The following is a 25605-nucleotide window of genomic DNA, read 5'->3' as shown; positions in this document are numbered from 1 at the left end:
CGATGCTGCAGGCTTCCTGCAGACCCGCCGTCGACCTGTCAGACTGCACGCATCGTGTGCAGCGGCGAAGCGCTGCCGTGGATGCGCAGCAGCAGGTTTGCCAAGCTGCCCAGCCGGGCTCTAAATGTACGGCCCACCGAGCGCCATGAGTGACCCACTGGACCTGCTCGATGAAGGTCGTGATGCGGTGCCGATTGGCCGTCCGATCGCCAACCTGGGTTGCTACATCCTCGATAGCCATTTCGAGCCAGCCCCCGTTGGCGTGTTGGGCGAGCTGTACCTGGGCGGCGTTGGCCTGGCGCGTGGTTATCACCGTCGTGCGGCGTTGACGGCCGAGCGCTTTATTGCCCACCCTTTTCAAAGGCACGCCTGTACGCACCGGCGACCTGGCGCGTTACGCGACAGGGTGATCGAGTACGCCGGGCGTTCGACCATCAATCAACTGCGTGGCCTGCGCATCGAGTTGGGCGAAATCGAAGCGCGCCTGCTGGACAGACGGGTCCGCGAACGGCGTGCTGGCGTCGACGGCAAATACCTGGTGGGCTACTGGTGCTGCAAAACGCCGTGACGATTGGCGGAGTGTGCCATCTGGCCGCACCTGCCGGACTACATGGTGCCCGCGCAATGGGTGTTGCTGGAGCAGATGCCCCTGAGCCCCAACGGCAAGCTGGATCGCAAGGCGCTGCCCAAACCCGAAACCGCGCAGCATTACGAAGCCCCGCAAAGCGCCCTTGAGCAGCAGATTGCTGCGATCTGGGCCGATGTGCTGGGTATCGAACACGTGGGCTTGAACGACAACTTCTTCGAGCGCGGTGGCGACTCGATCATCTCGATCCAGGTGGTCAGCCGCGCCCGGGCTGCCGGTATTCATTTCACTGCCAACCGCGTTCGTGCAGAGCTTTGCCGATGCAATGAAGTAACACCCCGTGTAAAAGCAATGCCCCTGGACAGGTGCCCAGGGGCGTTTTTTTATGCGGGTTATTCAGCACAGGGCCTTTTCAGCGGGCAATAAAAAACCCCTGGTCATCCGCGATGACCAGGGGTTTTGTGCTAGATCAGAAGTTCCAGCGGGTGCTGAGCATCACGTTACGCGGGTCACCGTAGTAGGCCGAGTTGTAGAAGCCGATGTTGGTGTAGTACTTCTTGTCGAAGATGTTGTTGACGTTAAGGGTCGCCGAGACATTCTTGGTCACCTGGTAGCGGGCCATCGCGTCCACTACCCAGAGCGGGTCCTGGGAGAAGTTTTCCGTAGTGCCTTTGGCGTAGTTGTTCAGCAGTTTCCAGCCGGTACCCTGCCAGCGCACGCCGGTGCCCAAGGTCAGCTTGTCCAGTGGGCCGGTCAGTTTGTAGCTGGTGTAGAGATTGACCTGATCTTCCGGTTCCCAGGTGGAGAGCTTCTGGCCTTGTTTGTCGCGCATGATCTTGTGGGTATAACCCGCTTGCAACTGCCAGCCCGGCGCCAGTTCGCCAGAGATTTCCGCCTCGTAGCCTTTGGTCTTAGCTTCGGTGCCCAGAGATGCGTAATCCAACCCTGGGTGGCTGTTGGGAATATAGGCGACGTCGCATCAGCATGATAGCCATTGATCTTGTGGTCCAGTTGCAGCTTGCCGATCCAGCCATCACCCAAATCATGTTCCAGCATGGCGAACACCGTGCGGGTGTATTGCTCCCAACTGCTCCAGTCGGCAGCATTGTTGAACGAGCGCTTCGCACTGTTGCGATCGCCGTTGGAGTTGATCAACGGGAAACTGCCGGACCACGACGAGGCCGTCGGCAGGCTGTCTTGATAGTCGCCGCCTACGGTCAGCAAGGTGTCGGGTGACAGGTCGAACTCCATGATGCCGTAGTACGTCGGGCTCTTGCGCGAATAACGGTCCATGAACGAGCGCTTGTCCTGATAGGCCGCAACCGCGCGGCCACGCACATTGCCGCTGTCGGTCATTGGGCCGCTGACGTCCAGTTCACTGCGGTAGTTGTCCCACGAGCCCGCGCCGAGGGTGGCGTGACCCTGGAAGTCCGCGGTGGGTTTCTTGCGCACCAGGTTGATCGTCGCCCCCAGCGAACCGGCGCCGGTGAGCAGGCCGGTGGCGCCCTTGAGCACTTCGACGCGGTCGTAGATCGCCATGTCGCTCAGGGTATTGCCCGCTGAGTAGGCAACGTTACGCGCCGTCGAAGGAATGCCGTCGTACTGGAAGTTATTGATCGAAAAGCCTCGCGCATAATAGTTGCTGCGCTCGGTGTCGAAGGCCGACACCGTGATACCCGGCGTATGGCGCATCACGTCATCGACGTTGTTCAGGCCGAAATCATCCATGTGCTGGCGGGTGACCACGCTGACGGACTGCGGGGTTTGCTTGGGGGTCAGTATTAGCCGGGTGGAAGTGGCGATGGTGCCGGGCGTGTAGGAACCGGTGCCTTCGGTGACGTTGCCCAACTGGGTGGCGGTGACCGCGGTGGGGCCCAGCTCCATGGCGCCGTTGCTGGCAGTCGGGATGCGGGTCGTAACTGATACCCGTGTCGGTCAGCAAGGTGGTCATGGCCTGGCTGGGTTGTAACTTGCCCTTTATCGGGTGGCTGCGTTTGCCTTCTACATCGGTCGGGCTGTACAGCACCTGCAAATTGGTCTGGCGGCCGAATTCCTGAAGCGCGCTCCCCAGCGGCTGTGCAGGCACGTTCAATTCGATTTCCTGAGCCTGCACATAACCCGCCACCGGCAACGCCATTGCAAAGGCAAGGCTGCTGGGCAGGATAGGGATGTTCAAGAGGCGGCGCATGGAGAGTGCCTTGCTCAAGGGACTCAGACCGAACGTTGCTGGCATGGATGCATTCTCTTCTAGGTGTTAAGTGGGCAGTTCTTAGTGTTTATTGAGGTCAATTCTCATTACCACTAGTGAGACGTTCCTATCCGAAGAAACCGGAAAAGAAATTTCACGCCGGTTCCATCTCGTGCACCACTTTGCCCGCACGCAGGCGCACCAACTTGTCGGCGACATCGAAATAGCGGTCGTCATGGCTGATCACAATGATGGTTTTGCCCAGGCGTTTGAGGTCTGGGAGCAGCTCGGTGTAGAACACGCGGCGGAACGCCGGGTCCTGGTCGGCCGCCCATTCGTCGAACACCAGCACGGGGCGTTCTTCGAGCCACGCATTAACCAGCGCCAGGCGTTTGCGCTGGCCGGTGGAGAGGTCGGTGGTGCTGAATACGCCGTCTTTGACGCTGACCTTGTGCGCGATTTCCAGGCGCTCCAGGTACTTGGCGGCGCTGTCCAGCGATTGCGTGGCACTGCCCTGGACCAGGTCGTCGAACAGGTAGTAGTCGGCGAATACCGTGGTGAACAATTGGCGATAGTCATCGCGCACGGGGTCGGTCACGGTGTCGCCGTTAAGCCGGATTTCACCGGCGTCGGGTTGGTACAGACCGAGCAATAGCTTGATCAGTGTGGTCTTGCCGCAACCGTTCTCGCCGACGATAAACACGATATCGCCCTGCTTGATGCTCAGATTGATCGGCCCCAGGTGGAACGGCTCGCTGCCTTCCACCGGCGGCGGGCTGTAGCTGATGCCGCGCAATTCAAGGCTGTTGACCACCGGTGTCGGCGCTTCGCTGCCGTCCATCAACAAGTGTGGCTCGGGGGACGAGAAGCGATCCGACAACTCGGTGATGCGCGCAAAGGCAATCCGCGCCTTGCCGATGATCGGCAGGTAACCGACCACGTGTTCGAGCGGGCCTTTCATGTACAGCAGCACCAGCACGAAGCCTGTGATCACTGCAGGGTCCGGGTTGGGGTTGTAGGCCTGCATGGCCAGGGCCAGGCCGATGACCACGAAGAACAGCATCGAGCCGAAGGTTTTCGCCACGATGTAAATATTCACCGAGCGCACCTGGATAGCGCTGATCTGGTCGGCGGTTGCCTGGATGCGGTGGGTGTTCATCCGGTAGCGTCGTGGCCGGTGGATGCGCAGCTCCTTAGCGCCCGAGGCAATCGCTGAATAGTAGCGTTGCAGTTCGTCTTCCAGGTCGCGGGCTTCGTCAAAACCGCGGATGCCCTTGTGGCCGGCGATGAACTGCACGCTGCTGCCGATGACGATGGCCACGATCATCATCAGGAACATCGGCACCGACAGGTAGGCCAGGTAGCCCAGGCAGCCGAGGGTCACCGTGGTGGCGATGGCCAGTGGCGTGAACGCGAAGGAGAAGTCGCTGATGGTGTCGACGTCGTGGGTGAGGACCGGAATCAGGCGGTGGGCGCGGTAGCGCTCGATCTGCTCGATGGGCGCCGACAGCACTTTCTCGCCGAGGTCCTTGCGCAAGGCGGCGATGATCCGTTGGCCCACATAGTTGGTGCCGATATCCGAGACGATGGAGCTGGTCAGCGCCAACAGGCACAGCGCGGCAAAGGTCAGGATCACGCCCTGGGTCATGCCGGTGGTGGAATGCAGGGCGTTATTGATCGTCGCCAGCAGCAACGTGATGGCCAGGCCGCCGGCCATGCCCAGGGCGACGGAGACCGTCACGATAGTGCGAAAAGGCCTGAGCAATGCGAGCAAACCTTTGAAGGCGCCGCGCTTGGGGTCGGTCATAAATACTTCCCGGAAAGTCAAAAAGAGGGGGCTGGGCACACAGACCCTTACCCATGACAAACGAAGCGCCGGCGCGAGTATTTAGCGCGGCGTGCCCTTTGCTGGCGGCGCGGGATAAATTGCCGCCGGGCTGGTTCGTTCTTGTGCTGTAGGCGCACGTGTATCGACACGGCGCGCAGTCCATTCAGCGAGAGCGAAACAATGACGAAAAAGAACCTGGTGTATGTCTGGTCCCTGAGAAATGCCGCCGCCGACAAGGCCGGGCAGCCGGTGGCCTACAAGGACCACGAGCGCTACATGAAGTCGGTGCTGGAGTTTCTGGTGGGTTCGCTGAACGACACGCCGTTGGGCGAGGCTTACAACCTGGTCGGCGTGGTGTACGACGATGACGAGCAGAACCCGCGTGATCAGCAACTGGTCAGCGATTACGGTTTTGCCTATAAGCCAGGCCGCCAGTGGTTGTACCCGGCGGACTTGCAGGTGCAGGGGCGCTTGGTCAACGACCTGTTGCTGAGCGTGCCATCCACCTATCGCCGCCTGCCGCGCGGCAGCGCCGAGCACATTGCGGGCAAGCAGGATTTCGAGCGTCGCCTGCATGACACGCTGGTGGAGTTAAAGGCCGATATCGTCGTGCTGGATGGTCTGCTGGTGATTCTGGATGAGCTGGTGCGCCCAGGGGCGCCGTTTGCACGGCGGATCATGAATATCCACCCAGGCATCACCCGCATCGAATCGCCTTACGAACGCCGTGGCGCTTACGCCACTTGGAATGCGTTGTACGGCGCGCGCGGGCAAACCGTGGTGGACTGGGCGACCAAGGCCACCACACCGTCGGAGCCGCTGTACCTTACCGGGGCGTCGTTCCACTACGTGGATAACGGCATCGACTCCGGTGAAGTGTTCCACGATGTACTCAAAACCGAGATTTCGCCCGAGGACACCATCCTCGAACTGCGCTGGAACAACTTCAACAACAGCCTATTCCCGGCGCTGCATGAAGGGTTGGAGTTGTTGGCCAAGCAGGCCTGAACCTAACCCTATTGGGTGCATACAGATCAAAATTTGGGAGCGGGCTTGCCTGCGAGCGGCAGATGCATCAGGTGGCTGACACACTGCCTTCGCGAGCAAACCCGCTCCCACCTTTGAAAGGTGGTGGTCTTAGAGTTCGCGCACGACCCTGAACCCAATCCAGTCACCGCGCGTGTGCGGGTAGATGTTGTTGCGGTTGCCCGAGCGCGAAAACACGGGTGCCTCGCCCCAGTCGTTGCCACGAATCTGGTAGCTCTCGCAGTTCGGCTCTACCCAGGCGCTGCCGTCGGTGGGTGCGCCGATGTAGTTGGGATGCTCGCAATCGGCAACCCGCTCGTAGACATTGCCGTGCATGTCGTACATGCCGAATGCATTCGGCGGGTAGCTGCCCACCGGCGAAGAGTAGCTGTAGCCATCCGCCGGGCCGTAGGTGTTGGCATGCTCGGCGATGCTGTAGCCCTTGCCTTCATCGAAGGGGAAAGGGAAGGGCCCGGTTGAGCCGGCGCGGGCGGCGTATTCACGTTGTGCTTCGCTGACCATCTGGTACTTCTGCCCGGTCTTTTTCGACAGCCAGGCCACGTAGTTCTTGATGTCGTCCATGTCCATGCACACCGCCGGCTGGCGCGGGCCTTGGGGGTAGCGCGGCTTGCTGGCGATGCATTCGCGGCCTGGGCGGTCGTCGCCATTGGCGATCTTGACCCCGGTCTGGCGCAGGTAGCTGTCCCACTCTGCGGCGGTGACGTGGAAGCGGCTCATGGCGAAGGGTTTGGCGAAGGTCACCGCATGCATTGGGCCTTCATCCGGCTCGCGGCCGACTTCGTCTTCAGGGGTGCCCATGGTGAAGGTGCCGGCAGGCAGCACGACCATTTCGGGGCAGTCCTTGCAGTCCTTGAATACTTTGCCCGGCTGTGGGGTGGCGGCCTGGGCCAGGCCGGGCAACAGCGCGCCGCACAGGGCGGTCAGCGCCAGGGCAGTGAGGGGCTTGAGTCGGGATGGAGTCATGTGGGCATCTCGTTCAAAGGGAAAGTGGGGTCACAACCGTTGGCTCAGCAAGGTCATGAAGCGCTGGATCTCATCCGAGCTGTTGAGCAGGCCGGGTGAGGTGCGAATCACCGGGCCGACATCGCGGTCCACTGCATCGATCACCACGCGGTTTTTCATCATGTGCGCGACCACGGCTTCGCTGTCCTGGCCCTTGACCCGGAAGAAGGTAAAGCCTGCCGAGAGCTCGGGGCTGCGCGGCGTGACCAGTTCGATCTGCGGGTGGGCCAGCAATTGGTCTTTGAGCTCGGTGTTGAGTGCGTGAATACGCGCCTGCACCGGCGCCTTGCCCAGTTGCAGGTGCAGTTTGAAGGCTTCGTCCGCCGCCCAGCGATGCTCAAAGGCGTGGTAACCGCCAGGGGTCATGGTGGTGGCGAAGTTGGTGTCTTCGGAGAAGGTCGGCACCATCGGCGTGACGTATTTGTTCTCGGCGTCACGCGCGCAGACCAGCCCGGTACCGCGCGGGCCGAACATCCATTTGTGGGTGCCGGCGATAAAGAAGTCGCAGTGCATGGCCGGGAAGTCGAGGTTTTCCACGCCGAAGCCATGCACGCCATCGACCACGTAGAGAATGCGGTCCTGCTCGTCACGGTTGCGGTTGAGTTCTTCGACCAGCGTGCCGATCTCGCCGATGGGCAGCTTCACGCCACTGCCCGATTGCACCCAGGTCATGCCCAGTACGCGGGTATTGGGGCGAATGGCACGCTTGATGTTGCCCAGTACTTCGTCGCTGGAGACCTGGCTGGTATTCTCAAACAAGCGGATTCGACGCACCTGCGTGCCTTGCCGGGCGACGCGAAAATCCAGCACGCTCTGCGTGGCGTAGTGTTCGTGCTCGGTGGTGAGAATTTCCTGATCGGGCCCAAGCTTGATGCCGCCGTAGATCATCGCCAGGCCTTCCGAGGTACTGCCGGTCAGCGCGATCTGTGGCGGCTTGGCGTTCAGGTAGCGGCCGGCCCATTCGCGCACCTGGCCTTCGCGTATCCAGGTTTCTTCAAGGCCCCAGTCCATCGCCAGGCCGGGGTTGCGGTCGATCTGTTGGCGGTAGCGGTCAATCGCTTCGCGCACGGGCCGGGGATGTGAAGTGACCAGGAAGTTGGAAAAATGCAGGTAATTCGGGTCCTGGGTGAACAGTTGTTTGAGCCCCGTCCATGGGTCGTTTGTAGTGGGTGCCGGCTCGGCGGCCAGGGCCTGCGGGAGGAGGGCGGCGCCCATCGGCAGGCTGGCGGCGAATACGCCGGCCTGCTTGAGAAATGTACGGCGGTCGGTCATGGACTTGCTTCTAAGTGGTTAGCGGTTGGCCAATGGCTTGGCGGCTTTTTGTACTTGGTCCCACACCCGCAGGAAGTTGCCTCCCCACAGTTTGGCGATATCGGCTTCGGAATAACCGCGCTGGATCAGTTCGGCGGTGACGTTGCGCACCTCGCCGACGTTCTCCCAGCCCTGAATGCCGCCGCCGTCGTTGAAGTCTGACGAGATGCCGACGTGATCAATGCCGATCTTGCGCACGGTGTAGTCGATGGCATCGCCCCAATCCTTGAGGGTGGCCTTGGGTTCTTCTTCAAGAATGCCGTACAGGCCTTGGGCGTACTGGCCGAACTTCTGCTCGGACCAGGCGGCGATAATCGCGTCGCCGGGCATCAAGGCCATGGCCAGGTCTGGCAGCGGCGGCAAGTCGAAACGCGCGCGCAGGGCGTTGAGTTTTTCCTGGGTTGGCTGGCTCAGCGGGCGCAAATAGGTCGGGAAACCCACCACCTGCACCACGCCGCCGCTGTTCTTGATCAGTTGCAGTTCTTTGTCGCTGAGGTTGCGCGGGATATCCACCGAGGCGCGCGGTGCCGAGTGGGACGCCACCATCGGTGTGCGGCTCAGTTGCGCCACCTGTTCCAGGGCCTTGGTCGACATTTGCGACACATCGATGATCACGCCCAGGTCATTGAGGCGATGCACCGCTTGCTGGCCGATGGGCGACAGCCCTTCGAGGGCGTCGGTGGTGTCATTGAAAAACGGCAGTGGGCGGGATGAGTCGGACCAGGCGTTGTTGCCGATATAGCTGAAACCGAACATGCGCATGCCGCGCGCCGCCCACAGGTCCAGCTGGTTCAGGTCATCGCCCAGCGGGTAGGCGTTGAGCATGCTGATAAATACCGCAAACTTGCCCTCGCCATGCAGGCGCCGGAAATCGTCCGGGGTGTAGGCAATGCCGACCACGTTGGGAAAGTCGCGGACCATGCCGGAGATGATCTTGTAGCGCACCTCCTGCTCATGGCGGGCCTCCTCGACAAAACCGTCAGTGGGTTTGTGCGGCGCGTTGGGCCCGTTCCAGATTTCCGGCCAGCCGAAAATCGTCAGCGCGGCGCCCGACAAGCGCCCGCGTGCGGCCTTGGCCAAGTCGAATTGGCCGCTGCCATCTTTGTCGGCCTCGTTGCCTGCGGTGCCAAAATCCATCGGCACGGTGATGTGGCTGTCGAACGACAGCAGGCGGTCCTGCATTTCATTGGCTTGCTTGATCACCTCCAGCGGGTAACCGGCATTGCCCCGGAACCAGTGGTCCCAGATCAGAAAGCCAGCCCCGGCGCCGATGGCCAATGCCAGCGGCAGGCCGATTAACAGCGCCTTTTTCGAACGTGGTTTTGTCATTGCCATCTCAGTCAGTTGAGGCCTTTGCTATCAGGGAAGAACGAGCCATGGCGGGGGAAATTTAGGCCTGGTGGGCGCTGCGGTAAATTTCCCGGGGCTGCAAACGTTCTAGCTCTGATTAAGCCGTTTCCTAAGGTAGACAATGACGATCTCTCGACGTGGGTTCATCGCAGGCCTGGCGCTGACAGGCGCCGCCGTGCCGGCGGCCTTTTATGCCCATCGCGAGCTGACGCGTGAAGAAGAGTTCCCCATCACCCCGGGCGAGGCCACGGTGGAGTTGGCTAACACCGAAGGCCAGCACTTGGCGAACATTTTGCGCGGTGTGTGGAGCCTGCGCCTGGAAGGCCGCGACGCCGGGCTAAAGGGCCTGCCGTTGCAAGGTCTGGAACTGCTGCTGGACATTGCCCCGCGTGGCCGTGGCTTGCGCGGCTACCTCGACACCGCACACAACCTGCGCGCCGAAGGTGAGCCGCGCTACCGCGTACTCGGTGATGTGCTGACAGGCGAGGGCGCCTTGCTTTACTGGCGCCTGATCGACCGCGATGCGGCCGACGGCGCACCGGCCTATGAGTTCAAGATGACCCTCGATGAAGTCTGGGCCGACTTCGCCAACGCCGGCAGCAGTACCCTCAGCGGGCAGATTCTCAACCTCGATCGGCCGTTGGCGTTGACCGAACGCGACAACCGCTTTATCGCCCACAAGCAGCTGTTTCCCGAAGCCCGCCAACGCATCGGCCTCAACCCGACGCTGCTGGCCTGGCTGATTTCGCCCGAGCACCGCCTGTTTCACCAGCTCTGGCATGCCACCCGTGACCAGTGGCACAAACTCTCGCAAGAGAAGCGCGACGCCTTGCGCGGTATCGGCTGGCAGCCTGGCCCGCGCGGCCAGGAACGCGACGCACGCGGCAAGCGCAAAGACCGCAACGGTTCGGGTATCGACTTCTTTTTCATGCACCGCCACATGCTCGGCACCGCACGCTCCATGCAAGATTTGCCGTCGTGGCCGCAATTCCCCGAACCGCAGCCGGCGCTGGAACGCGATCGCCTTGGCTTTGTGCGTTATTTCGATAACCACGACGGCTTCGCGCTGCCGCCGTGTTGGTCGGCGCCGGATGACAGCGACTACACCCAATGGGTCAGTGATATCAAGGCGGCCGAGGCCTACCACAGCAACTTCCAGGTCTGGGAATCCCAATATCGCGATCCGCGTTACTTGGCCAAGCTGACCTTGGGGCAGTTGGGCTCGGAGATGGAACTGGGCCTGCACGACTGGCTGCACATGCGCTGGGCCTCGGTGCCGCGTGACCCGTCCAACGGCGCGCCGGTGCCGTTCGCCCGCGATCCGTCGGACTTTGCCGCGCGCTGGTATGCGCCGGAAAACGACTTTCTCGGCGACCCGTTTTCATCGCATGTAAACCCGGTGTTCTGGCATTTTCACGGCTGGATCGACGACCGCATCGAGGATTGGTATCGCGCCCACGAGCGCTTTAATCCAGGCGAGGTCAGCCGGCTTGAGGTCAATGGCGTGAACTGGTTCGCGCAGGGGCGTTGGGTGGAAGTGGGCGATCCGTGGCTGGGGCCGGACACCCACGGCTGCAGCACCACGCCGGGGTTACAGATGGGGCGCTCGATGGAAATGGACCCGGAGACCATGAAGCTGGCGCTGCGTATTACATTTGCCGCTGAGGACGAAGGCTTGCAGGCATTGTTCAAGCGTGTGCCGAGGCGGCCCTGGTATGCACGGCACTTGAAGGTCAAGTAACGCCTGGGACGTTTGGCCAGAGATCGGCTACCAGAAACAGGCGTTCGGCTTCCTCCCAATCCTCGCCATTTTGCACAAGGCGCACCAACAGTTGCGCCGGTGCCATCGGGTCCAGCGCTGCCAGCCAGCCGTGCATCTGCTCCCCACTCCACACTTGCGCCTGCGGGTAGTGCGCCGGCGCCAGCCAGGCGTGCCGGGGCAGCGGTTGCCAGCGCCCCGGTAGGCTGGCACTGACCAGCGCCGGCCAATCGCGCTGATGCAGCCAGCGCCCACGCAAATGCAGCGGATGGGCGCCGTGGGGCGGCTCGGCCTGGCCGGGCCAGGGGTAGAGCAAATACCCGCCGAGCCACAAGTGCGCGTCGAATTGCTGGATATCCAGCGCTGCGAGCGCCTCGCGGCTTTCCGGGCGTGCTGAAATCGGCAGTTGGTGCTGGGCCAGATGCGCTAACTTGCGGTCCAGCCGATCATGACAGCCGGGCCCCAGCCATTGCGCGGTGTCCAGGCTATTGCCGCTCTGCGGCCCCAGGTAGAGTTTGATCGCCAGTTCCAGGTGGTGCACGCCATCGCGGTCGCGCAGCAGCATATCCAGCTCGCCCAAGGTATGCCCGGCACGGCGGATCGGCAGGTTGGCAGCCAGCAATTCCACGCCCGGCGCATGCTGTACGGCAAATTGCCACAGGCGTTCGTAATACAGGCCCAGGCGGCGGGTGCGTGACAGGCTGAGCCAATGCTGCAAGGCGCGGCTGTCTTGGTCGAGAGTGCGCAACCAGTGTTCCAGCAGGTGCGGTGCCTGCACCCAGTCGCTACCGGCCAGCGGGTGGCGCTGTGGCCAAGGCGTTTGCGCGAGCATCGGCGGGGCCAGCATCACCCACGCCAGGTCGCGCACCTCGGGGTGCCGCAACTGGCGGGGCAGGTTGTGCAGATCCGGGAACACAGTCATGGTCCGAGCATAGCCTTTTAAGCGCAGGACAGGTGGCTGAGAACCATTGTCATCAAGGCTTCATGGCGACAAAGGATTTTGCCTGAAGCGGCCTTTCGCCCATAATCGTTGTTTTTCGCCACACCCAACATCCCGCAGGAGCCCCATGGAGCAATTTCGCAATATCGGCATTATCGGTCGCCTGGGCAGTACCCAGGTGCTGGACACCGTCCGCCGACTGAAAAAGTTTCTGCTCGAGCGCCACCTGCACGTGATCCTCGAAGACACCATCGCCGAAATCCTGCCGGGCCACGGCCTGCAAACCTCGTCGCGCAAAATGCTCGGCGAAGTCTGCGACATGGTCATTGTGGTCGGCGGCGACGGCAGCCTGCTCGGCGCCGCCCGGGCCCTGGCGCGGCATAACGTGCCGGTGTTGGGGATCAACCGCGGCAGCCTGGGGTTTCTCACCGACATCCGCCCGGATGAGCTGGAAGTCGAAGTGGCCAAGGTGCTCGACGGCCATTATCTGGTCGAAAACCGCTTCCTGCTGCAAGCCGAAGTGCGCCGCCACGGCGAGGCCATCGGCCAGGGCGATGCACTCAATGACGTGGTGCTGCACCCGGGCAAGTCCACGCGGATGATCGAGTTCGAGCTGTATATCGACGGCCAGTTCGTGTGTAGCCAGAAGGCCGACGGCCTGATCGTCGCCACGCCGACCGGTTCCACGGCGTATGCGCTGTCGGCAGGCGGCCCGATCATGCATCCCAAGCTGGATGCCATTGTGATCGTGCCGATGTACCCCCATATGTTGTCCAGCAGGCCAATTGTGGTCGATGGCAACAGTGAGCTGAAAATCGTGGTGTCCAAAGACATGCAGATCTACCCGCAAGTCTCCTGTGACGGGCAGAACCATTTCACCTGCGCCCCCGGTGACACCATCACCGTGAGCAAAAAGGCGCAGAAGTTGCGGTTGATCCACCCGCTGGATCACAACTACTACGAAGTGTGCCGCACCAAGTTGGGCTGGGGTAGCCGCTTGGGGGGTGGAGGCGACTGATGCTCGATCCCGCGCGTAACTACGACCTGATTGGTGACGTGCACGGTTGCGCTCATACCCTTGAGCATTTGCTCGACCGGCTGGGTTACCACAAGCAGGGTGGCACTTGGCGCCATCCGTCGCGAATGGCCGTGTTCCTCGGCGATATCATCGACCGTGGCCCGCGCATTCGCGAGGCGCTGCATATCGTCCACGACATGGCCGAGGCCGGTCAGGCGCTGTGCATCATGGGCAACCACGAATTCAACGCGCTGGGCTGGAGCACAGCCGCGCCGCCGGGCAGCGGCAAGCAGTTCGTGCGCGAGCACAACCCACGCCACGCGCGATTGATCCACGAAACCCTGACCCAATTCGAACAGCACCCGGGCGACTGGCACGATTTTCTCGGTTGGTTCTACGACATGCCGCTGTTTGTTGATGCGGGGCGTTTCCGCGTGGTGCATGCGTGCTGGGATGATGGGTTTATCCAGCCGCTGCGCGCGACTTTCCCGGATGGCTGCATCGACCAGCATTTCCTGCAGGCCGCTGCCGTGCCGGGCAGTTTTGCCTGCAACGCCTTCGACCGCTTACTGCGCGGCACCGATATGCGCCTGCCGGATGGCCTGACGCTGACCGGTGGCGATGGGCTGACGCGCTCGTTCTTTCGCACCAAATTCTGGGAAGACGACCCGAAAACCTACGGCGACATCGTGTTCCAGCCCGATGCGCTGCCGGAGCCGGTGGCGCGTACGCCATTGTCGTCGACCGAAAAAAACTCCCTGCTGCGTTATGGCGTCGACGAACCGTTGTTGTTCGTCGGCCATTACTGGCGCAGCGGCAAACCGGCACCGATCCGCCCCAACTTGGCCTGCCTGGACTACAGCGCCGTGCTGTACGGCAAGCTGGTGGCCTACCGGCTGGATCAGGAAACCCAACTGGATCCGCGCAAGTTTGTGTGGGTCGATGTTGAACGGCCGGAGGTGATCGCATGAGCCTCTGTGTGCCGTCACTGAACTTTTAAGGAAGCACCATGGATGATTCGACGTTCGACCAGTTGGAGGCCGCGTTGTCTGCGGCGCCCGGCAATGTCGCGCTGCTGACGCTGCTGCTCGGCGCCAGCCTTGAGCGCGGCGAGCATGAGCGGGGGCTTAAACTGCTGCCGGCCGACCTTGAACAGTGGCCCGATGCTGCTCAGATGATTGATTGGGTGTGGCTGGCGTTTGCGGCCTATACCTTCGCGGCGCCGCAGATCTTCCGGCGCTTGCTGGAAAAGGAGCTGGCCCAGGTCAAGTTGTCCAAGGAATTCTGACGCGCCGGTATCGCGCCCGGCCGTCAATTGTCATCATTGCATTCGCTGAACCAGCGACCGTTATCTAGAGGTTGTGCACATGTCGTCTTTTGCTGAAATGATCGAAAACATCACCCCGGACGTCTACGAGAGCCTCAAGCTCGCCGTGGAAATCGGCAAGTGGTCCGATGGCCGCAAGCTCACTGCTGAGCAGCGCGAACTGTCGCTGCAAGCGGTGATCGCCTGGGAAATCCAGAACCTGCCAGAAGAGCAGCGTACCGGCTACATGGGCCCGCAGGAATGTGCGTCCAAGTCGGCGCCGGTGCCGAACATTCTGTTCAAGTCGGATGCGATCCATTGATTGAAATTGGTCGCGGTGCAGTCAGCAAAATGTCGGCGCAACTCGGTGAGCCGACCGTTCAATACGCGTTTCGCCTTGGCGATACCGAGGTGCCGGTCAACCCATTGATCGGCACTCACGTGCGCCTGGAATACCTCGGCGCCATCCATTGCAGCCATTGCGGTCGCAAGACCAAGACCAGTTTCAGCCAGGGTTACTGCTACCCGTGCATGACCAAACTGGCCCAGTGCGACCTGTGCATCATGAGCCCCGAGCGTTGCCATTACGACGCCGGCACCTGCCGTGATCCGGGTTGGGGCGAAACATTCTGCATGACCGACCATGTGGTGTACCTGGCTAACTCGTCGGGCATCAAGGTCGGCATCACCCGTGCCACCCAGTTGCCAACCCGTTGGTTGGACCAGGGCGCCAGCCAGGCGCTGCCGATCATGCGCGTTGCGACTCGCCAGCAGTCAGGTTTCGTCGAAGACCTGTTCCGCAGCCAAGTGGCGGACAAGACCAACTGGCGTGCTTTACTCAAGGGCGACGCGCAATCGGTGGACCTTGCGCAGGTGCGCGATGAGCTGTTCGCCTCGTGCGCCGAAGGCCTGTTGAATTTGCAGGAACGCTTTGGCCTACAAGCCATCCAACCGGTAACCGACATCGAACCACTCGAAATCCGCTACCCGGTGGAGCAGTATCCCGCCAAGATCGTCAGCTTCAACCTGGACAAGAACCCGATTGCCGAAGGCACGCTGTTGGGGATCAAGGGCCAATACCTGATCTTCGACACCGGCGTTATCAACATTCGTAAGTACACGGCCTACCAGCTCGCCGTGCATCAGTAGAAGGATGCCACCCATGCGCACCGAACAACCGAAGATGATTTACCTGAAGGACTATCAGGCGCCGGACTACCTGATTGAAGAGACGCACCTGACCTTCGAGTTGTTCGAGGACCACAGCCTGGTCCACGCGCAGCTGGTGATGCGCCGCAACCCCGAGCGCGGCGCCGGCCTGCCGCCGCTGTTGCTCGATGGCCAGCAGTTGGAGCTGTTGAGCGTCACCCTGGGCGACCGTGAACTGAGCGCAGCCGACTACCAGCTGACCGACAGCCACCTGACCCTGCACCCGACCAGCGAGACCTTCACGGTCGACACCAGCGTGCGCATCCACCCGGAAACCAACACCGCCCTGGAAGGCCTGTACAAATCCAGCGGCATGTTCTGCACCCAGTGCGAGGCTGAAGGCTTCCGTAAAATCACCTATTACCTCGACCGCCCGGACGTGATGAGCACCTTCACCACCACCGTGATCGCCGAGCAACACCGCTACCCGGTGCTGCTGTCCAACGGCAACCCGATCGCCAGCGGCCCGGGTGAAGACGGCCGCCACTGGGCGACCTGGGAAGACCCGTTCAAGAAACCGGCCTACCTGTTCGCGCTGGTGGCCGGTGATTTGTGGTGTGTTGAAGATACCTTCACCACCATGACCCACCGCGAAGTGGCGCTGCGCATCTACGTCGAGCCAGAAAATATCGACAAGTGCCAGCACGCCATGAACAGCCTGAAGAAGTCGATGCGCTGGGATGAAGAGACCTACGGCCGCGAGTATGACCTCGACATCTTCATGATCGTGGCGGTCAATGACTTCAACATGGGCGCCATGGAGAACAAGGGCCTCAATATCTTCAACTCCAGCGCCGTGCTGGCCCGCGCCGAAACCGCCACCGACGCCGCGCACCAGCGGGTCGAGGCGATCGTCGCCCACGAATATTTCCACAACTGGTCGGGCAACCGCGTGACCTGCCGCGACTGGTTCCAGCTGTCGTTGAAGGAAGGCTTCACCGTGTTCCGCGACTCGGGCTTCTCGGCCGACATGAACTCGGCCACGGTCAAGCGCATTCAGGACGTGGCGTACCTGCGTACCCACCAGTTTGCCGAAGACGCCGGCCCCATGGCCCACGCCGTGCGCCCGGACAGCTTTATCGAAATCTCCAACTTCTACACCCTGACCGTGTACGAAAAGGGCTCGGAAGTGGTCGGCATGATCCACACCTTGCTCGGCGCCGAAGGCTTCCGCAAAGGCAGCGACCTGTACTTCGAACGCCATGACGGCCAGGCCGTGACCTGCGACGACTTCATCAAGGCCATGGAAGATGCGAACGGCGCCGACCTGACGCAGTTCAAGCGCTGGTACAGCCAAGCCGGCACGCCACGCCTGGTGGTGAGCGAGTCCTACGACGCCGCTGCCAAGACCTACAGCCTGACCTTCCGCCAGAGCTGCCCGCAAACCCCGGACAAGGTTGAAAAACTGCCGTTCGTGATTCCGGTTGAGCTGGGCCTGCTGGACGCGAATGGCGCCGCTATCGCCTTGCGCCTGGCCGGTGAGGCAAGCGCTGGCGCCACGTCCCGGGTGATTTCGGTGACCGAAGCCGAGCAGACCTTGACGTTCGTTGATATCGCCGAACAGCCGTTGCCGTCGCTGCTGCGCGGCTTCTCGGCGCCGGTGAAACTGAGCTTCCCGTACAGCCGCGACCAGCTGATGTTCCTGATGCAGCATGACAGCGACGGCTTTAACCGCTGGGATGCCGGCCAGCAACTGTCGGTGCAGGTGTTGCAGGAGCTGATCGGTCAGCATCAGGCGGGTCAGCCGCTGAAGCTGGATCAGCGCTTGATCGACGCGCTGCGCACGGTGTTGAGCGATGAAAGCCTGGACCAGGCGATGGTCGCCGAGATGCTCTCGCTGCCAAGCGAAGCCTACCTGACCGAAATCAGTGAAGTGGCGGATGTGGATGCGATCCACGCTGCCCGTGAGTTTGCCCGCAAGCAACTGGCCGACAACCTCTATGAATCGCTGTGGCTGCGCTACCAGGCCAATCGCGAGCTGTCCAAGCAGACGCCGTACGTGGCGGCGGCCGAGCACTTTGCCCGTCGCGCCTTGCAGAACATCGCGCTGTCGTACCTGATGCTCAGCGGCAAGCCGCAAGTGCTGGTGGCGACGCTGGACCAGTTTGACACCAGCGACAACATGACCGAACGCCTGACCGCGCTGGCGGTGTTGGTGAATTCGCCGTTCGAGGCCGAGAAGGCCAAGGCGCTGGCGGTGTTTGCCGAGAACTTCAAGGACAACCCGTTGGTCATGGATCAGTGGTTCAGCGTGCAGGCTGGCAGCACCTTGCCGGGCGGGCTGGCGCGGGTCAACGCGTTGATGGAACACCCGGCGTTCAACATCAAGAACCCGAACAAGGTACGGGCACTGGTCGGCGCGTTTGCCGGGCAGAACCTGATCAACTTCCACGCGGCGGATGGCTCGGGCTACCGTTTCCTGGCGGACTTGGTGATCCAGTTGAACGCCTTCAATCCACAGATCGCCTCGCGCCAGTTGGCGCCGTTGACCCGCTGGCGCAAATACGACAGCGCGCGCCAGGCGCTGATGAAGGCGCAGCTGGAGCGCATTCGTGCCTGCGGTGAGCTGTCCAGCGATGTGTTCGAGGTGGTCAGCAAGAGCCTTGCGTAAGTTCTGCGCTTGAAAAAAAACGGCCTGCTCAGGCCGTTTTTTTTCGTCTCAGATAACGGTTGCCAGCAGCGAAGATAAAATGTGGGAGCGGGCTTGCCCGCGATGACGTCGGCCCAGCAAACATGGATGTTGACTGACCCACCGCTTTCGCGGGCAAATCGAATCGTCGCACCGCCGCTCCCACAGGGGATCTGCGCTTATTTTTTCGTCTCAGATAACGGTTGGCCGAGGGCGCGCGCCGGTATTTAGTAAGTTGCCACCCGCTGCGAGGTCGCCATCGAAAACAAAATGATCTGCGTCAGCTATTCAGTCAGACGGCTTTTTTACTGCTGACATTTTCTGACAGGGGGCTCTGCTAAGCTGCGGCACATTTTCGTTTTTCAGGCGGGATCAACGTGTCGCGTACCACTCGTCTACTGACTTTGCTCCAAGCCCTGCGCGGCAAAAAACGCCCGGTAACAGCCGCCGTACTGGCTGCACAGCTGGAAGTTTCCGAGCGTACGCTGTACCGCGATATCGCCGAATTGACCGCCTTGGGCGCACCGATTTTCGGCGAGGCCGGGGTCGGGTATGTGTTGCGCAGCGGCCTGTTTTTGCCGCCATTGATGCTCAACGCCGACGAAACCGAAGCCATCGTGCTGGGCTTGCGCTACGTCGATCAGCGCGGTGATGAGGTATTGAGCCGCGCCGCCGCGAACGCTTTGGCGAAGATTGCCGATGTGCTTGACCCGACGGCGCAGGAAGCCCTGCGTAACCCGACGTTGCTGCCGGGCCCGCCAGGGTTTGGCTACCCGGAAAACCGTGTGCCGCTTAATGTGTTTCGCGAGGCCATTCGCAATCAGGCCAAATTGCATATCGATTACGCAGACGCGAGCCAAACCCAGAGCCAGCGCCTGATCTGGCCGCTGGCCCTGGGCTTTCTCAACGAGGTACGGGTGATCGTGGCCTGGTGTGAATTGCGCGGTGCCTATCGCACTTTTCGCACCGACCGGGTGGCCGCCGCCCAAGCCCACGGCGAGCGTTATCCGGGGCGACGCAGCGACTGGCTACGCGCCTGGCGCAAGTTGATGGAGCAGAATGAAGCCGGGCCGTTTACTCCTGACAAAAACTGACACAGCCCTGGCTTAGCATGGTGTTACAAATCACCAAACAAGGAGCTGTGCCATGTCTACTGCTGAATTGGCGCCGGCCATCGTGGCCTATATCACTGCGACGAATACCCGCGACATTTCGTCCGTTTCCGATTGGTTTGCCGAGGACGCCAACGTGTTCGATGAGGGCGAGCATCAGGCCGGCAGTGCCGCCATTGCCCGCTGGATGGAAGACACCGGGCGTCGCTACCAGCCGCGGGTCGAAGTACTCAACGTGCAGCATCGCACCGGCAAGGTGTTGGTCAGTAATGTGGTTTCCGGCAATTTCCCCGGTAGCCCGCTGGAGCTGCGCTACACCTTCCGCCTGAACGGGCAGGGCAAGATTTCACGGCTGGATATCTCCTTGTAAGTCATACTGGCACGCATGACTTTCGACTCGCCTCTCGCCGCTTACCAACACGCCATCGCCCAGCAAGGGTTCGTCCCCGACGACGCCCAGTGCCAGGCGGTGCAAGCCCTGCAAGCCTGCCACGAGGCCTTGCATCAAGGCCGCGCGCCCATCACCGGGGTTTATCTGTGGGGGCCGGTGGGGCGCGGCAAAACCTGGTTGATGGACCAGTTCTACCAAAGCCTGCGGGTGCCCGCGCGACGCCAGCATTTCCATCACTTCATGGGCTGGGTGCATCAGCGCTCGTTCCAGCTCAGCGGTATCCAGGACCCTTTGCAGGCCTTGGCCCGGGAGCTCGCCCGGGAAGTGCGTGTGCTGTGTTTCGATGAGCTGTTCGTGAATGACATCGGTGACGCGATCATTCTCGGCCGCTTGTTCCAGGTGATGTTCGAGGAGGGCGTGGTGGTGGTCTGCACGTCGAATCAGCCGCCCGACCAGCTCTACGCCGGCGGCTTCAATCGCGAGCGTTTCCTGCCGGGCATTGAGGCGATCAAGCAGCACATGCAAGTGGTGGCGGTAGACGGTGGTGAAGATCACCGGTTGCATCCTGGTGTGGGCCTGCAACGCTACTGGGTGAACCAGCCGGATGCGCTCGCCACGGTATTCAAGCAGCTGAGTGAAGGGCAGGCGGTGAGCGGCGGGGCGGTTACGGTTGGTTATCGTTCGATTGTGGCGGTGCAGTCCAGCGACACGGTGCTATGGTGCCGCTACTGTGATCTGTGCGAACAGCCGCTGGCGGCCATGGACTTTATGCTGCTGTGCGACCGCTTCAAGGCGATTCTGCTGGGTGAAGTCCCCAACCTGAGCGCGCAAAAACGCCCGGCGCGCATTGCCCGGGGCACCGAAGATGCTGCCCAGCGCGTCGTGGCCGGTGATCGTGAGTTACCTGAATTGTCGCTGCATGATGACAGCGTGCGGCGTTTTATAGCGCTGGTGGACGAGTGTTATGACCGTAAAGTGCCGTTGTTCATCGAGGCCCGCGTGCCGCTGCAAAACCTCTACACCGAAGGCTATCTTGAGTTTGCATTTCGACGGACCCTGAGCCGCTTACAAGAGATGCAACTTCAACGTTTCGGCGCATAGGACAAATCCGAGGCTGATGGTGCCTGTTAATGCGCACAACCTTCGCGCTTTCTATCGGGCATTTGTAGTTAATCTCCTTCATCTACTGCCTGCTCCGCGCTTACAATTGTTCCCCTAAAAGGGAGCCTATTCCCTTGTTGTCGTGATTGAGGAAGGACATGGACACCCCAGACATCCTGGTGCTGCAAGCCAGCTACACCAACCCCGTTCATGCCGAGGCCATCGGCCTGGTGCTTAACCATTACGCCGAAGACCCAATGGGCGGCGGCCATACGTTGCCTGCGGACTTGCTGCAGCAACTGCCCGCCGAACTGGCCAAGCGCGCCCACGCGTTCAGCGTACTGGCGTTTGTCGGCGGCGAGCCGGCGGGGTTGGTTAACTGCTTTGAAGGGTTCTCGACGTTTGCTTGCCGCCCGTTGGTCAACGTTCACGACGTGGTGGTGATGAATCAGTTTCGGGGCCTGGGGTTGAGTCAGAAAATGTTGCAGAAGGTCGAAGAGATCGCGCGTCAGCGTGGTTGCTGCAAGATCACCCTGGAGGTGCTCGAGGGCAATGAGGTGGCTCAGTCGGCGTATCGCAAGTTCGGTTTTGATGATTCGATTTTTGACCCGGCTCACGGGCGCATGTTGTTCTGGAATAAACCGCTTTAATAGTTGCGGTTATTAAACTCAAAAAAAAGGCGCCATTAAATGGCGCCAAGTTAACCTTTGCCAACGGAGCGGAATGGCGCAGGGTAGTGCGGATTAACTAAGTATTAAATTAGCTGTTCGGTTTTTGCTCGGCATCCGGTTGTTCGGTAGTGCGAGGCTTTACAGTCTTGCCATCGGCAATCGCTGTTTTGTCAGCCGTGCCGTGTGTCTTTTGCTGCATGAATGTGAAGTCGTTGTAAAACTGCTTGGAGCGCTCTGAACCGCCTTCTGCAAAGGCGGCAGCGGAGGTCAGGGTCATCAGGCTGGCAAGCATCAAGGTCGAGAGTTTCATGGCAGTATTCCCATTAAGAGTGATAGGTTTCCGGTCGCTCCTTGATCAGATTCATGGGGCGAGTTTGGAGGGGCCTTATTAAGAGGGAATTAACGGGGCGCGCCCCAAAAGTTAACGATTGTGTTAACTTCGGGGGCGTGGCTTAAAGCCTCCAGTCCAGCGCGAGCGTGATAGAGCGCGGGTCTCCCCAATACACGCCATTATAAAAGCCGACACGTTCGTAATATTTTTTATCAAATAGATTATTGACGTTAACTGATGCCGAAACATGCTCGTCGAACTGATAACGCGACATCAGGTTGACCACGGTGTAGGCCTGTTGGGTGATCTTCGCCCGCGTGGTGATCAGGTTGCCCTCGCCATCCCGGGCGCCCGTCGGGCGGTTGCTGAAGTCATACGTGTCGCTCTGCCAGTTGACCGCGCCACCGACGGTCAGCTTGTGCCACGCGCCAGGCAGCCGGTAGGCGCTGGAGACCTTCAGCAGGTTGAGTGGCTGTTCGGTATTGTTGCGTTTGCCTGAGCCATTCAGCGAGTGGGTATAGGTGTAGCCGGCAGTCACATTCCAATCGCGCATGACTTCACCGGCGACCTCCAGTTCGAAGCCCTTTACCTTGTTACCTTTGCCACCGGATTTGTAGTACTCCTCGCCTGTGGTCGGGTTCGGTGGTACCGAGTCGTCCCGTTCTGCCACGTTGTCCTGGGTGCTCCAGAAATAAGCCGCGGCCACATTCAAGCGCTGTTCCAGCAGGCTGCCTTTGAGGCCCACCTCGTAATTGCTACCTACGACGGGTTCCAGGTACTTGTTCCGCATACCCCACCATCAGCTTGTGCTCGCGACCGGCAAGCGCATAAGTCCCGGCGAGGCTGAGGTCAATGGCCTCCATTCTGGAGGTGCCGAGCATATGGCTGCTCCAGGCGTTCATGCCGCTGCGATTTTCATTAGGAAAGCCGGCGCCGCCATAGTAGACCTTGCCGTCCGTATCGCTTTGACGATGGGTATAGGCCGCTTTCAGGTGCCAGTCACCCGCGAGCCGATGGTCCAGCGTCACGAAGGTGGTCTTGTCCGTCAGTGGCCAGGAACTCCAATCCGCCGCCATGTTGGTGGAACGCGAGAGCTTGGCCTTGCCGCCTTGGCTGTTCCAGTAAGGCACGGTGCCCCACGAGGTACCTTGCACGTGCTTGTCCTGGTAATCAAAGCCTACGGCCAGCACGGTGTCGTCTGAAAGATCGCCCTCTAGAATGCCGTAGCCGACGGTGCGCTGTAGCCCGTAGTTGTCACGGATCGACTTGCTGTCGCGGTAGGCCAGCACGCTGCGCCCGCGTAAGCGACCGTCAAATGCCAGTGGGCCGCCCACATCCACGTAGCTGTAGTAGTTGTCATGGCTGCCAGCGCTCACGCCGGCCTTGGCCTGCCATTTTGCGGTAGGGCGCTTGCGTACCATGTTGACGGTGGCCGAGGGGTCGCCTGCACCGGTGGTCAGCCCCGTGGCACCGCGGACGACCTCGATGCGGTCGTAGATGATGGTGTCGGCGTCTGACTTCATATACCCGAAGGTACTGAGCATACCGTCAACCTGGTAGTTAGTAATGCCATAGCCACGGGAGGTATAGGAAACGCGGTCGGAGTCGTTGTGCTGGACGTTGACACCCGTGGTCTGGCGCAGCACGTCGGTCAGGGTGTTGAGATTGAAGTCGTCCATCTGTTGGCGGGTGATCACCGAGATCGACTGCGGGGTTTCTTTAATGGACAGGTCGAGCTTGGTCGCCGTACTCATCGAGCCCGTGGTGTAGGCCCCGGTGTGCTCGGTGTTGGCGCCCAGGCCTTCGGCGGTGATGCTTGTGGCGCCCAGCTCAAGGGCTTTCGCCGGAGGGTGTTCGGGGTCGGTTTCAGCCAGCAGGTCCGGGCTTAAAACAGCGCCAAACAGGCCAAGGGTGAGGGTCATGGAACGGGTAAAAGGCGCGAACATCGCGGTAGACTCCTTGTCGTCTTTGAGGCCGCCCCGGAAAGGGAAGGCCATGGCTCAAAGACGAAAGGAGGCGGGGAACTTTAGGCTTAAACGAGAATGATTGTTATCTTTCTGTTGCAGAGCCCTCAACTATTTGGCAACCACCTCAGCCGCATCCGGCTTCTTCGGCTTGATCAAGCTGAAATCGATCAGGCCTTTTTTCTGGGCGATATAGGGGTCGCCAATCATCAATGGGCGCGGCTTGAAGTTGTCATTGACCAAGCTTTTGCTGCGGTCCCATTCATCGAAGCTCAGCCCGGCGAGGTCTGCCCAGGTGTGAATCAATTGCGAACTGCTGGAGGGCCGCTGCAGGCTGCTTGCGAAGCTCCAGTTGTGGGTTTCGCGCCATTTCGGTGAGGCGTACGCCATGAAGGGAATGGTGTACATCGGTGCCGTCGGCTTGCCCTCGTTACGCCCCAGGGTGCTGTGGCCGACCGAGTCGTACACGTCTTCGCCGTGGTCTGACAGGTAAAGCAGGAAACCGTTGGGATCGGTCTTGGCGTAGTCCTTGATCAGGCTTGATACCACGAAGTCGTTGTACAGCACGGCGTTGTCGTAGCTGTTGTAGACCGGCAGCTGCGCGTCGCTGATGCCCGGCGGTACGCCCTTGCGATCGGTGAATTTGTCGAAGGTCGGCGGGTAGCGGTACTGATAGCTCATGTGCGTACCCAGCAGGTGCACCACGATGAACTTGCGCTCGGTGGGATCGGCCATGGCCTTGGCAAACGGTGCCAGCACGTCGCCGTCGTATTGGCGGGCGTTCTGGTTGCGGTTGTTATTGAGATACACCTGCTCGTCGGCCTGTTCGGAGAAGGTCGTGAGCATGGTGTTGCGCTTGGTCATGGTCTGCTGGTTGGTGATCCAGTAGGTCTTGTAGCCGGCCTGTTTCATCACGCTGATGATTGACGGCGTCTTGAGGTACAGGTCCGGGTTCTCTTCATCGGCGAAGGTCAGCACCTGTTGCAGCGCTTCAATGGTGTAGGGGCGCGGGGTGATGACGTTATCGAACACCGCCAGTTGGTCGCGCAGCTTGTCCAGTTCCGGCGTGGTGTTGCGCGGGTAGCCGTAAAGGCTCATGCGCTGACGGTTGGTGGATTCACCGATGACCAGCACCAGGGTCGACGGCTGGCCGGCCATGCTGTCCTTGAGGTTCTTCAGGGGCGGGATCTGGCTGGCGCTGGTCAGCATGCCTTGCATACTGTTCAGCTGTTCGGTGTAACGGCGGTAAGCGACGATCATCTGCCACGGCACCGCAGGTTCGATGCGGGTCTCGAAACCGTCGATGGCGTGTTCCATGCTGTCATTGGTAGCAATCTGTTTGACCAGCGGGTAACCGACCACGGCCACTACGATGGCGGTCGCCGCCAGTATCGACTGGCCACGCGGCAAGTAAACCGGACGCACGCGGGTCCACAGAAAAACAGCCAGGGCGGTATGGGCGATGAACGCCAGCACGATCCACCAGGCAAAGTATTGGGTGGCGTATTCGCCGGCTTCAGAGATGTTCGACTCGAACATGATGAAGATGACGCTTTGCGAAAATTCCTGCTGGTAGATGAAGAAGTAACCCAGGCTGGCCATGGAACAGGCCCACAGCACCACACCGATCAAGGCGGCGAGCAAGCGTGTACGCCGTGGGAATAGCAGCATCGGCGCCAGCCACAGCGCACTCATGAAGAACGCTTGGCGAAAACCGCTGAAACCGGAGGTGCCGGTCAGTTGGATCAGAAGTTGGGTAATACCCGAGAAGTACCAGAAAAACAGGAACAGCCAGCCAAGGCCAGCCCAATCAAAGCCTTTCGCAGACTTCGTGCTGCGTTTGAACATCGCCATCCAGCGCT

At 60.9% G+C, this 25605-nt stretch carries 20 protein-coding genes and 3 pseudogenes; 14 read left to right on the top strand and 9 right to left on the bottom strand.

Annotated elements, in window-relative coordinates:
• Nucleotides 1–145: 145 nt before the first annotated feature.
• Entirely contained in the window at nucleotides 146–568 is a 423-nt protein-coding gene (locus tag GJU48_RS25730) for a hypothetical protein (RefSeq protein WP_371923422.1), read from the top strand.
• Between the two features lie 27 nt (nucleotides 569–595).
• Nucleotides 596–877 (top strand): annotated as a pseudogene (locus GJU48_RS25875) (phosphopantetheine-binding protein); the annotation flags it as partial.
• 178 nt (nucleotides 878–1055) lie between these two features.
• Here GJU48_RS25875 and GJU48_RS13395 read toward each other — a convergent pair.
• A pseudogene (locus tag GJU48_RS13395) lies at nucleotides 1056–2774 on the bottom strand (TonB-dependent siderophore receptor).
• 154 nt (nucleotides 2775–2928) lie between these two features.
• Nucleotides 2929–4581 carry a cyclic peptide export ABC transporter gene (locus GJU48_RS13390; protein WP_094950652.1) on the bottom strand — a complete coding sequence of 551 codons (1653 nt, stop codon included), beginning with the start codon at nucleotides 4579–4581 and terminating at the stop codon, nucleotides 2929–2931.
• A 201-nt stretch (nucleotides 4582–4782) separates the two neighbouring features.
• On the opposite strand from GJU48_RS13390, the gene GJU48_RS13385 reads away from it, so the two are divergent.
• A complete protein-coding gene (locus GJU48_RS13385) occupies nucleotides 4783–5610 on the top strand; it encodes a N(5)-hydroxyornithine transformylase PvdF (protein ID WP_094950653.1) in 828 nt (275 codons plus the stop codon).
• Between the two features lie 129 nt (nucleotides 5611–5739).
• Here the strand turns inward: GJU48_RS13385 and pvdO are convergent, their stop codons facing one another.
• From pvdO to pvdM, 3 genes are read right to left on the bottom strand one after another with little or no spacing between them, the layout of a single operon-like run.
• Nucleotides 5740–6612 (bottom strand): dihydropyoverdine dehydrogenase, encoded by an 873-nt coding sequence (gene pvdO / locus GJU48_RS13380; RefSeq protein ID WP_094950654.1) that lies wholly within the window; start codon nucleotides 6610–6612, stop codon nucleotides 5740–5742.
• 30 nt (nucleotides 6613–6642) lie between these two features.
• Entirely contained in the window at nucleotides 6643–7923 is a 1281-nt protein-coding gene (pvdN, locus tag GJU48_RS13375) for a pyoverdine-tailoring periplasmic protein PvdN (protein WP_094950655.1), read from the bottom strand.
• Between the two features lie 18 nt (nucleotides 7924–7941).
• Nucleotides 7942–9291 (bottom strand): pyoverdine-tailoring dipeptidase-like protein PvdM, encoded by a 1350-nt coding sequence (pvdM, locus tag GJU48_RS13370; RefSeq protein ID WP_094950656.1) that lies wholly within the window; start codon nucleotides 9289–9291, stop codon nucleotides 7942–7944.
• A 142-nt stretch (nucleotides 9292–9433) separates the two neighbouring features.
• Between pvdM and pvdP the strand changes: the two genes are divergently transcribed.
• Entirely contained in the window at nucleotides 9434–11053 is a 1620-nt protein-coding gene (gene pvdP / locus GJU48_RS13365) for a pyoverdine maturation tyrosinase PvdP (RefSeq protein ID WP_094950657.1), read from the top strand.
• Here the strand turns inward: pvdP and GJU48_RS13360 are convergent.
• On the bottom strand, nucleotides 11046–11993 hold the full coding sequence (locus GJU48_RS13360) for a DUF1853 family protein (protein WP_094950658.1): 948 nt from the start codon (nucleotides 11991–11993) through the stop codon (nucleotides 11046–11048). The two genes, pvdP and GJU48_RS13360, sit on opposite strands and share 8 nt — an antisense overlap.
• A gap of 145 nt (nucleotides 11994–12138) precedes the next feature.
• On the opposite strand from GJU48_RS13360, the gene GJU48_RS13355 reads away from it, so the two are divergent.
• The 10 genes from GJU48_RS13355 (at nucleotide 12139) to GJU48_RS13310 (ending at nucleotide 21427) form a co-directional block, all read left to right on the top strand.
• Nucleotides 12139–13029, top strand: coding sequence for an NAD(+) kinase (locus GJU48_RS13355; RefSeq protein WP_003217892.1), 891 nt, complete (start codon nucleotides 12139–12141; stop codon nucleotides 13027–13029).
• Nucleotides 13026–14000, top strand: a complete 975-nt coding sequence (locus tag GJU48_RS13350) for a metallophosphoesterase (protein ID WP_371917674.1) — start codon at nucleotides 13026–13028, stop codon at nucleotides 13998–14000. The genes GJU48_RS13355 and GJU48_RS13350 overlap by 4 nt, the downstream gene beginning before the upstream one ends.
• A gap of 38 nt (nucleotides 14001–14038) precedes the next feature.
• Nucleotides 14039–14317 carry a hypothetical protein gene (locus tag GJU48_RS25265; RefSeq protein WP_155296014.1) on the top strand — a complete coding sequence of 93 codons (279 nt, stop codon included), beginning with the start codon at nucleotides 14039–14041 and terminating at the stop codon, nucleotides 14315–14317.
• A gap of 79 nt (nucleotides 14318–14396) precedes the next feature.
• Entirely contained in the window at nucleotides 14397–14657 is a 261-nt protein-coding gene (locus GJU48_RS13340; protein WP_094950663.1) for a YeaC family protein, read from the top strand.
• Complete coding sequence (locus tag GJU48_RS13335) at nucleotides 14654–15484, top strand: DUF2797 domain-containing protein (protein WP_094950664.1); 831 nt, start codon at nucleotides 14654–14656, stop codon at nucleotides 15482–15484. The genes GJU48_RS13340 and GJU48_RS13335 overlap by 4 nt, the downstream gene beginning before the upstream one ends.
• A gap of 13 nt (nucleotides 15485–15497) precedes the next feature.
• Nucleotides 15498–18155 carry an aminopeptidase N gene (pepN, locus tag GJU48_RS13330; RefSeq protein ID WP_094950665.1) on the top strand — a complete coding sequence of 886 codons (2658 nt, stop codon included), beginning with the start codon at nucleotides 15498–15500 and terminating at the stop codon, nucleotides 18153–18155.
• Between the two features lie 395 nt (nucleotides 18156–18550).
• On the top strand, nucleotides 18551–19267 hold the full coding sequence (locus GJU48_RS13325; RefSeq protein ID WP_094950666.1) for a helix-turn-helix transcriptional regulator: 717 nt from the start codon (nucleotides 18551–18553) through the stop codon (nucleotides 19265–19267).
• Between the two features lie 52 nt (nucleotides 19268–19319).
• Nucleotides 19320–19655, top strand: a complete 336-nt coding sequence (locus tag GJU48_RS13320; RefSeq protein ID WP_094950667.1) for a nuclear transport factor 2 family protein — start codon at nucleotides 19320–19322, stop codon at nucleotides 19653–19655.
• 15 nt (nucleotides 19656–19670) lie between these two features.
• A complete protein-coding gene (gene zapE, locus GJU48_RS13315; RefSeq protein ID WP_094950668.1) occupies nucleotides 19671–20777 on the top strand; it encodes a cell division protein ZapE in 1107 nt (368 codons plus the stop codon).
• Between the two features lie 158 nt (nucleotides 20778–20935).
• Nucleotides 20936–21427 (top strand): GNAT family N-acetyltransferase, encoded by a 492-nt coding sequence (locus GJU48_RS13310; protein ID WP_094950669.1) that lies wholly within the window; start codon nucleotides 20936–20938, stop codon nucleotides 21425–21427.
• A 109-nt stretch (nucleotides 21428–21536) separates the two neighbouring features.
• Here the strand turns inward: GJU48_RS13310 and GJU48_RS13305 are convergent, their stop codons facing one another.
• The 3 genes and pseudogenes from GJU48_RS13305 to GJU48_RS13295 all read right to left on the bottom strand — a co-directional run bounded on the left by GJU48_RS13305 (nucleotide 21537) and on the right by GJU48_RS13295 (nucleotide 25597).
• Nucleotides 21537–21758 carry a hypothetical protein gene (locus GJU48_RS13305; protein ID WP_094950670.1) on the bottom strand — a complete coding sequence of 74 codons (222 nt, stop codon included), beginning with the start codon at nucleotides 21756–21758 and terminating at the stop codon, nucleotides 21537–21539.
• 142 nt (nucleotides 21759–21900) lie between these two features.
• A pseudogene (locus GJU48_RS13300) lies at nucleotides 21901–23725 on the bottom strand (TonB-dependent siderophore receptor).
• 129 nt (nucleotides 23726–23854) lie between these two features.
• A complete protein-coding gene (locus tag GJU48_RS13295) occupies nucleotides 23855–25597 on the bottom strand; it encodes a phosphoethanolamine transferase CptA (protein WP_094950672.1) in 1743 nt (580 codons plus the stop codon).
• Nucleotides 25598–25605 lie beyond the last annotated feature (8 nt).

The organism is Pseudomonas sp. IB20, assembly GCF_009707325.1.
Classification (GTDB): Bacteria; Pseudomonadota; Gammaproteobacteria; order Pseudomonadales; family Pseudomonadaceae; genus Aquipseudomonas.
This window is presented reverse-complemented; position numbering and strand designations above follow the sequence as displayed.

Excerpts from the sequence above, each read along its gene's own strand:
- GJU48_RS25730 (WP_371923422.1), top strand. The coding sequence starts at position 146 with ATGAGTGACCCACTGGACCTGCTCGATGAAGGTCGTGATGCGGTGCCG.
- GJU48_RS13390 (WP_094950652.1), bottom strand. The coding sequence starts at position 4,581 with ATGACCGACCCCAAGCGCGGCGCCTTCAAAGGTTTGCTCGCATTGCTC.
- GJU48_RS13385 (WP_094950653.1), top strand. The coding sequence starts at position 4,783 with ATGACGAAAAAGAACCTGGTGTATGTCTGGTCCCTGAGAAATGCCGCC.
- pvdO (WP_094950654.1), bottom strand. The coding sequence starts at position 6,612 with ATGACTCCATCCCGACTCAAGCCCCTCACTGCCCTGGCGCTGACCGCC.
- pvdN (WP_094950655.1), bottom strand. The coding sequence starts at position 7,923 with ATGACCGACCGCCGTACATTTCTCAAGCAGGCCGGCGTATTCGCCGCC.
- pvdM (WP_094950656.1), bottom strand. The coding sequence starts at position 9,291 with ATGACAAAACCACGTTCGAAAAAGGCGCTGTTAATCGGCCTGCCGCTG.
- pvdP (WP_094950657.1), top strand. The coding sequence starts at position 9,434 with ATGACGATCTCTCGACGTGGGTTCATCGCAGGCCTGGCGCTGACAGGC.
- GJU48_RS13360 (WP_094950658.1), bottom strand. The coding sequence starts at position 11,993 with ATGACTGTGTTCCCGGATCTGCACAACCTGCCCCGCCAGTTGCGGCAC.
- GJU48_RS13355 (WP_003217892.1), top strand. The coding sequence starts at position 12,139 with ATGGAGCAATTTCGCAATATCGGCATTATCGGTCGCCTGGGCAGTACC.
- GJU48_RS25265 (WP_155296014.1), top strand. The coding sequence starts at position 14,039 with ATGGATGATTCGACGTTCGACCAGTTGGAGGCCGCGTTGTCTGCGGCG.
- GJU48_RS13340 (WP_094950663.1), top strand. The coding sequence starts at position 14,397 with ATGTCGTCTTTTGCTGAAATGATCGAAAACATCACCCCGGACGTCTAC.
- pepN (WP_094950665.1), top strand. The coding sequence starts at position 15,498 with ATGCGCACCGAACAACCGAAGATGATTTACCTGAAGGACTATCAGGCG.
- GJU48_RS13320 (WP_094950667.1), top strand. The coding sequence starts at position 19,320 with ATGTCTACTGCTGAATTGGCGCCGGCCATCGTGGCCTATATCACTGCG.
- zapE (WP_094950668.1), top strand. The coding sequence starts at position 19,671 with ATGACTTTCGACTCGCCTCTCGCCGCTTACCAACACGCCATCGCCCAG.
- GJU48_RS13310 (WP_094950669.1), top strand. The coding sequence starts at position 20,936 with ATGGACACCCCAGACATCCTGGTGCTGCAAGCCAGCTACACCAACCCC.
- GJU48_RS13305 (WP_094950670.1), bottom strand. The coding sequence starts at position 21,758 with ATGAAACTCTCGACCTTGATGCTTGCCAGCCTGATGACCCTGACCTCC.
- GJU48_RS13295 (WP_094950672.1), bottom strand. The coding sequence starts at position 25,597 with ATGGCGATGTTCAAACGCAGCACGAAGTCTGCGAAAGGCTTTGATTGG.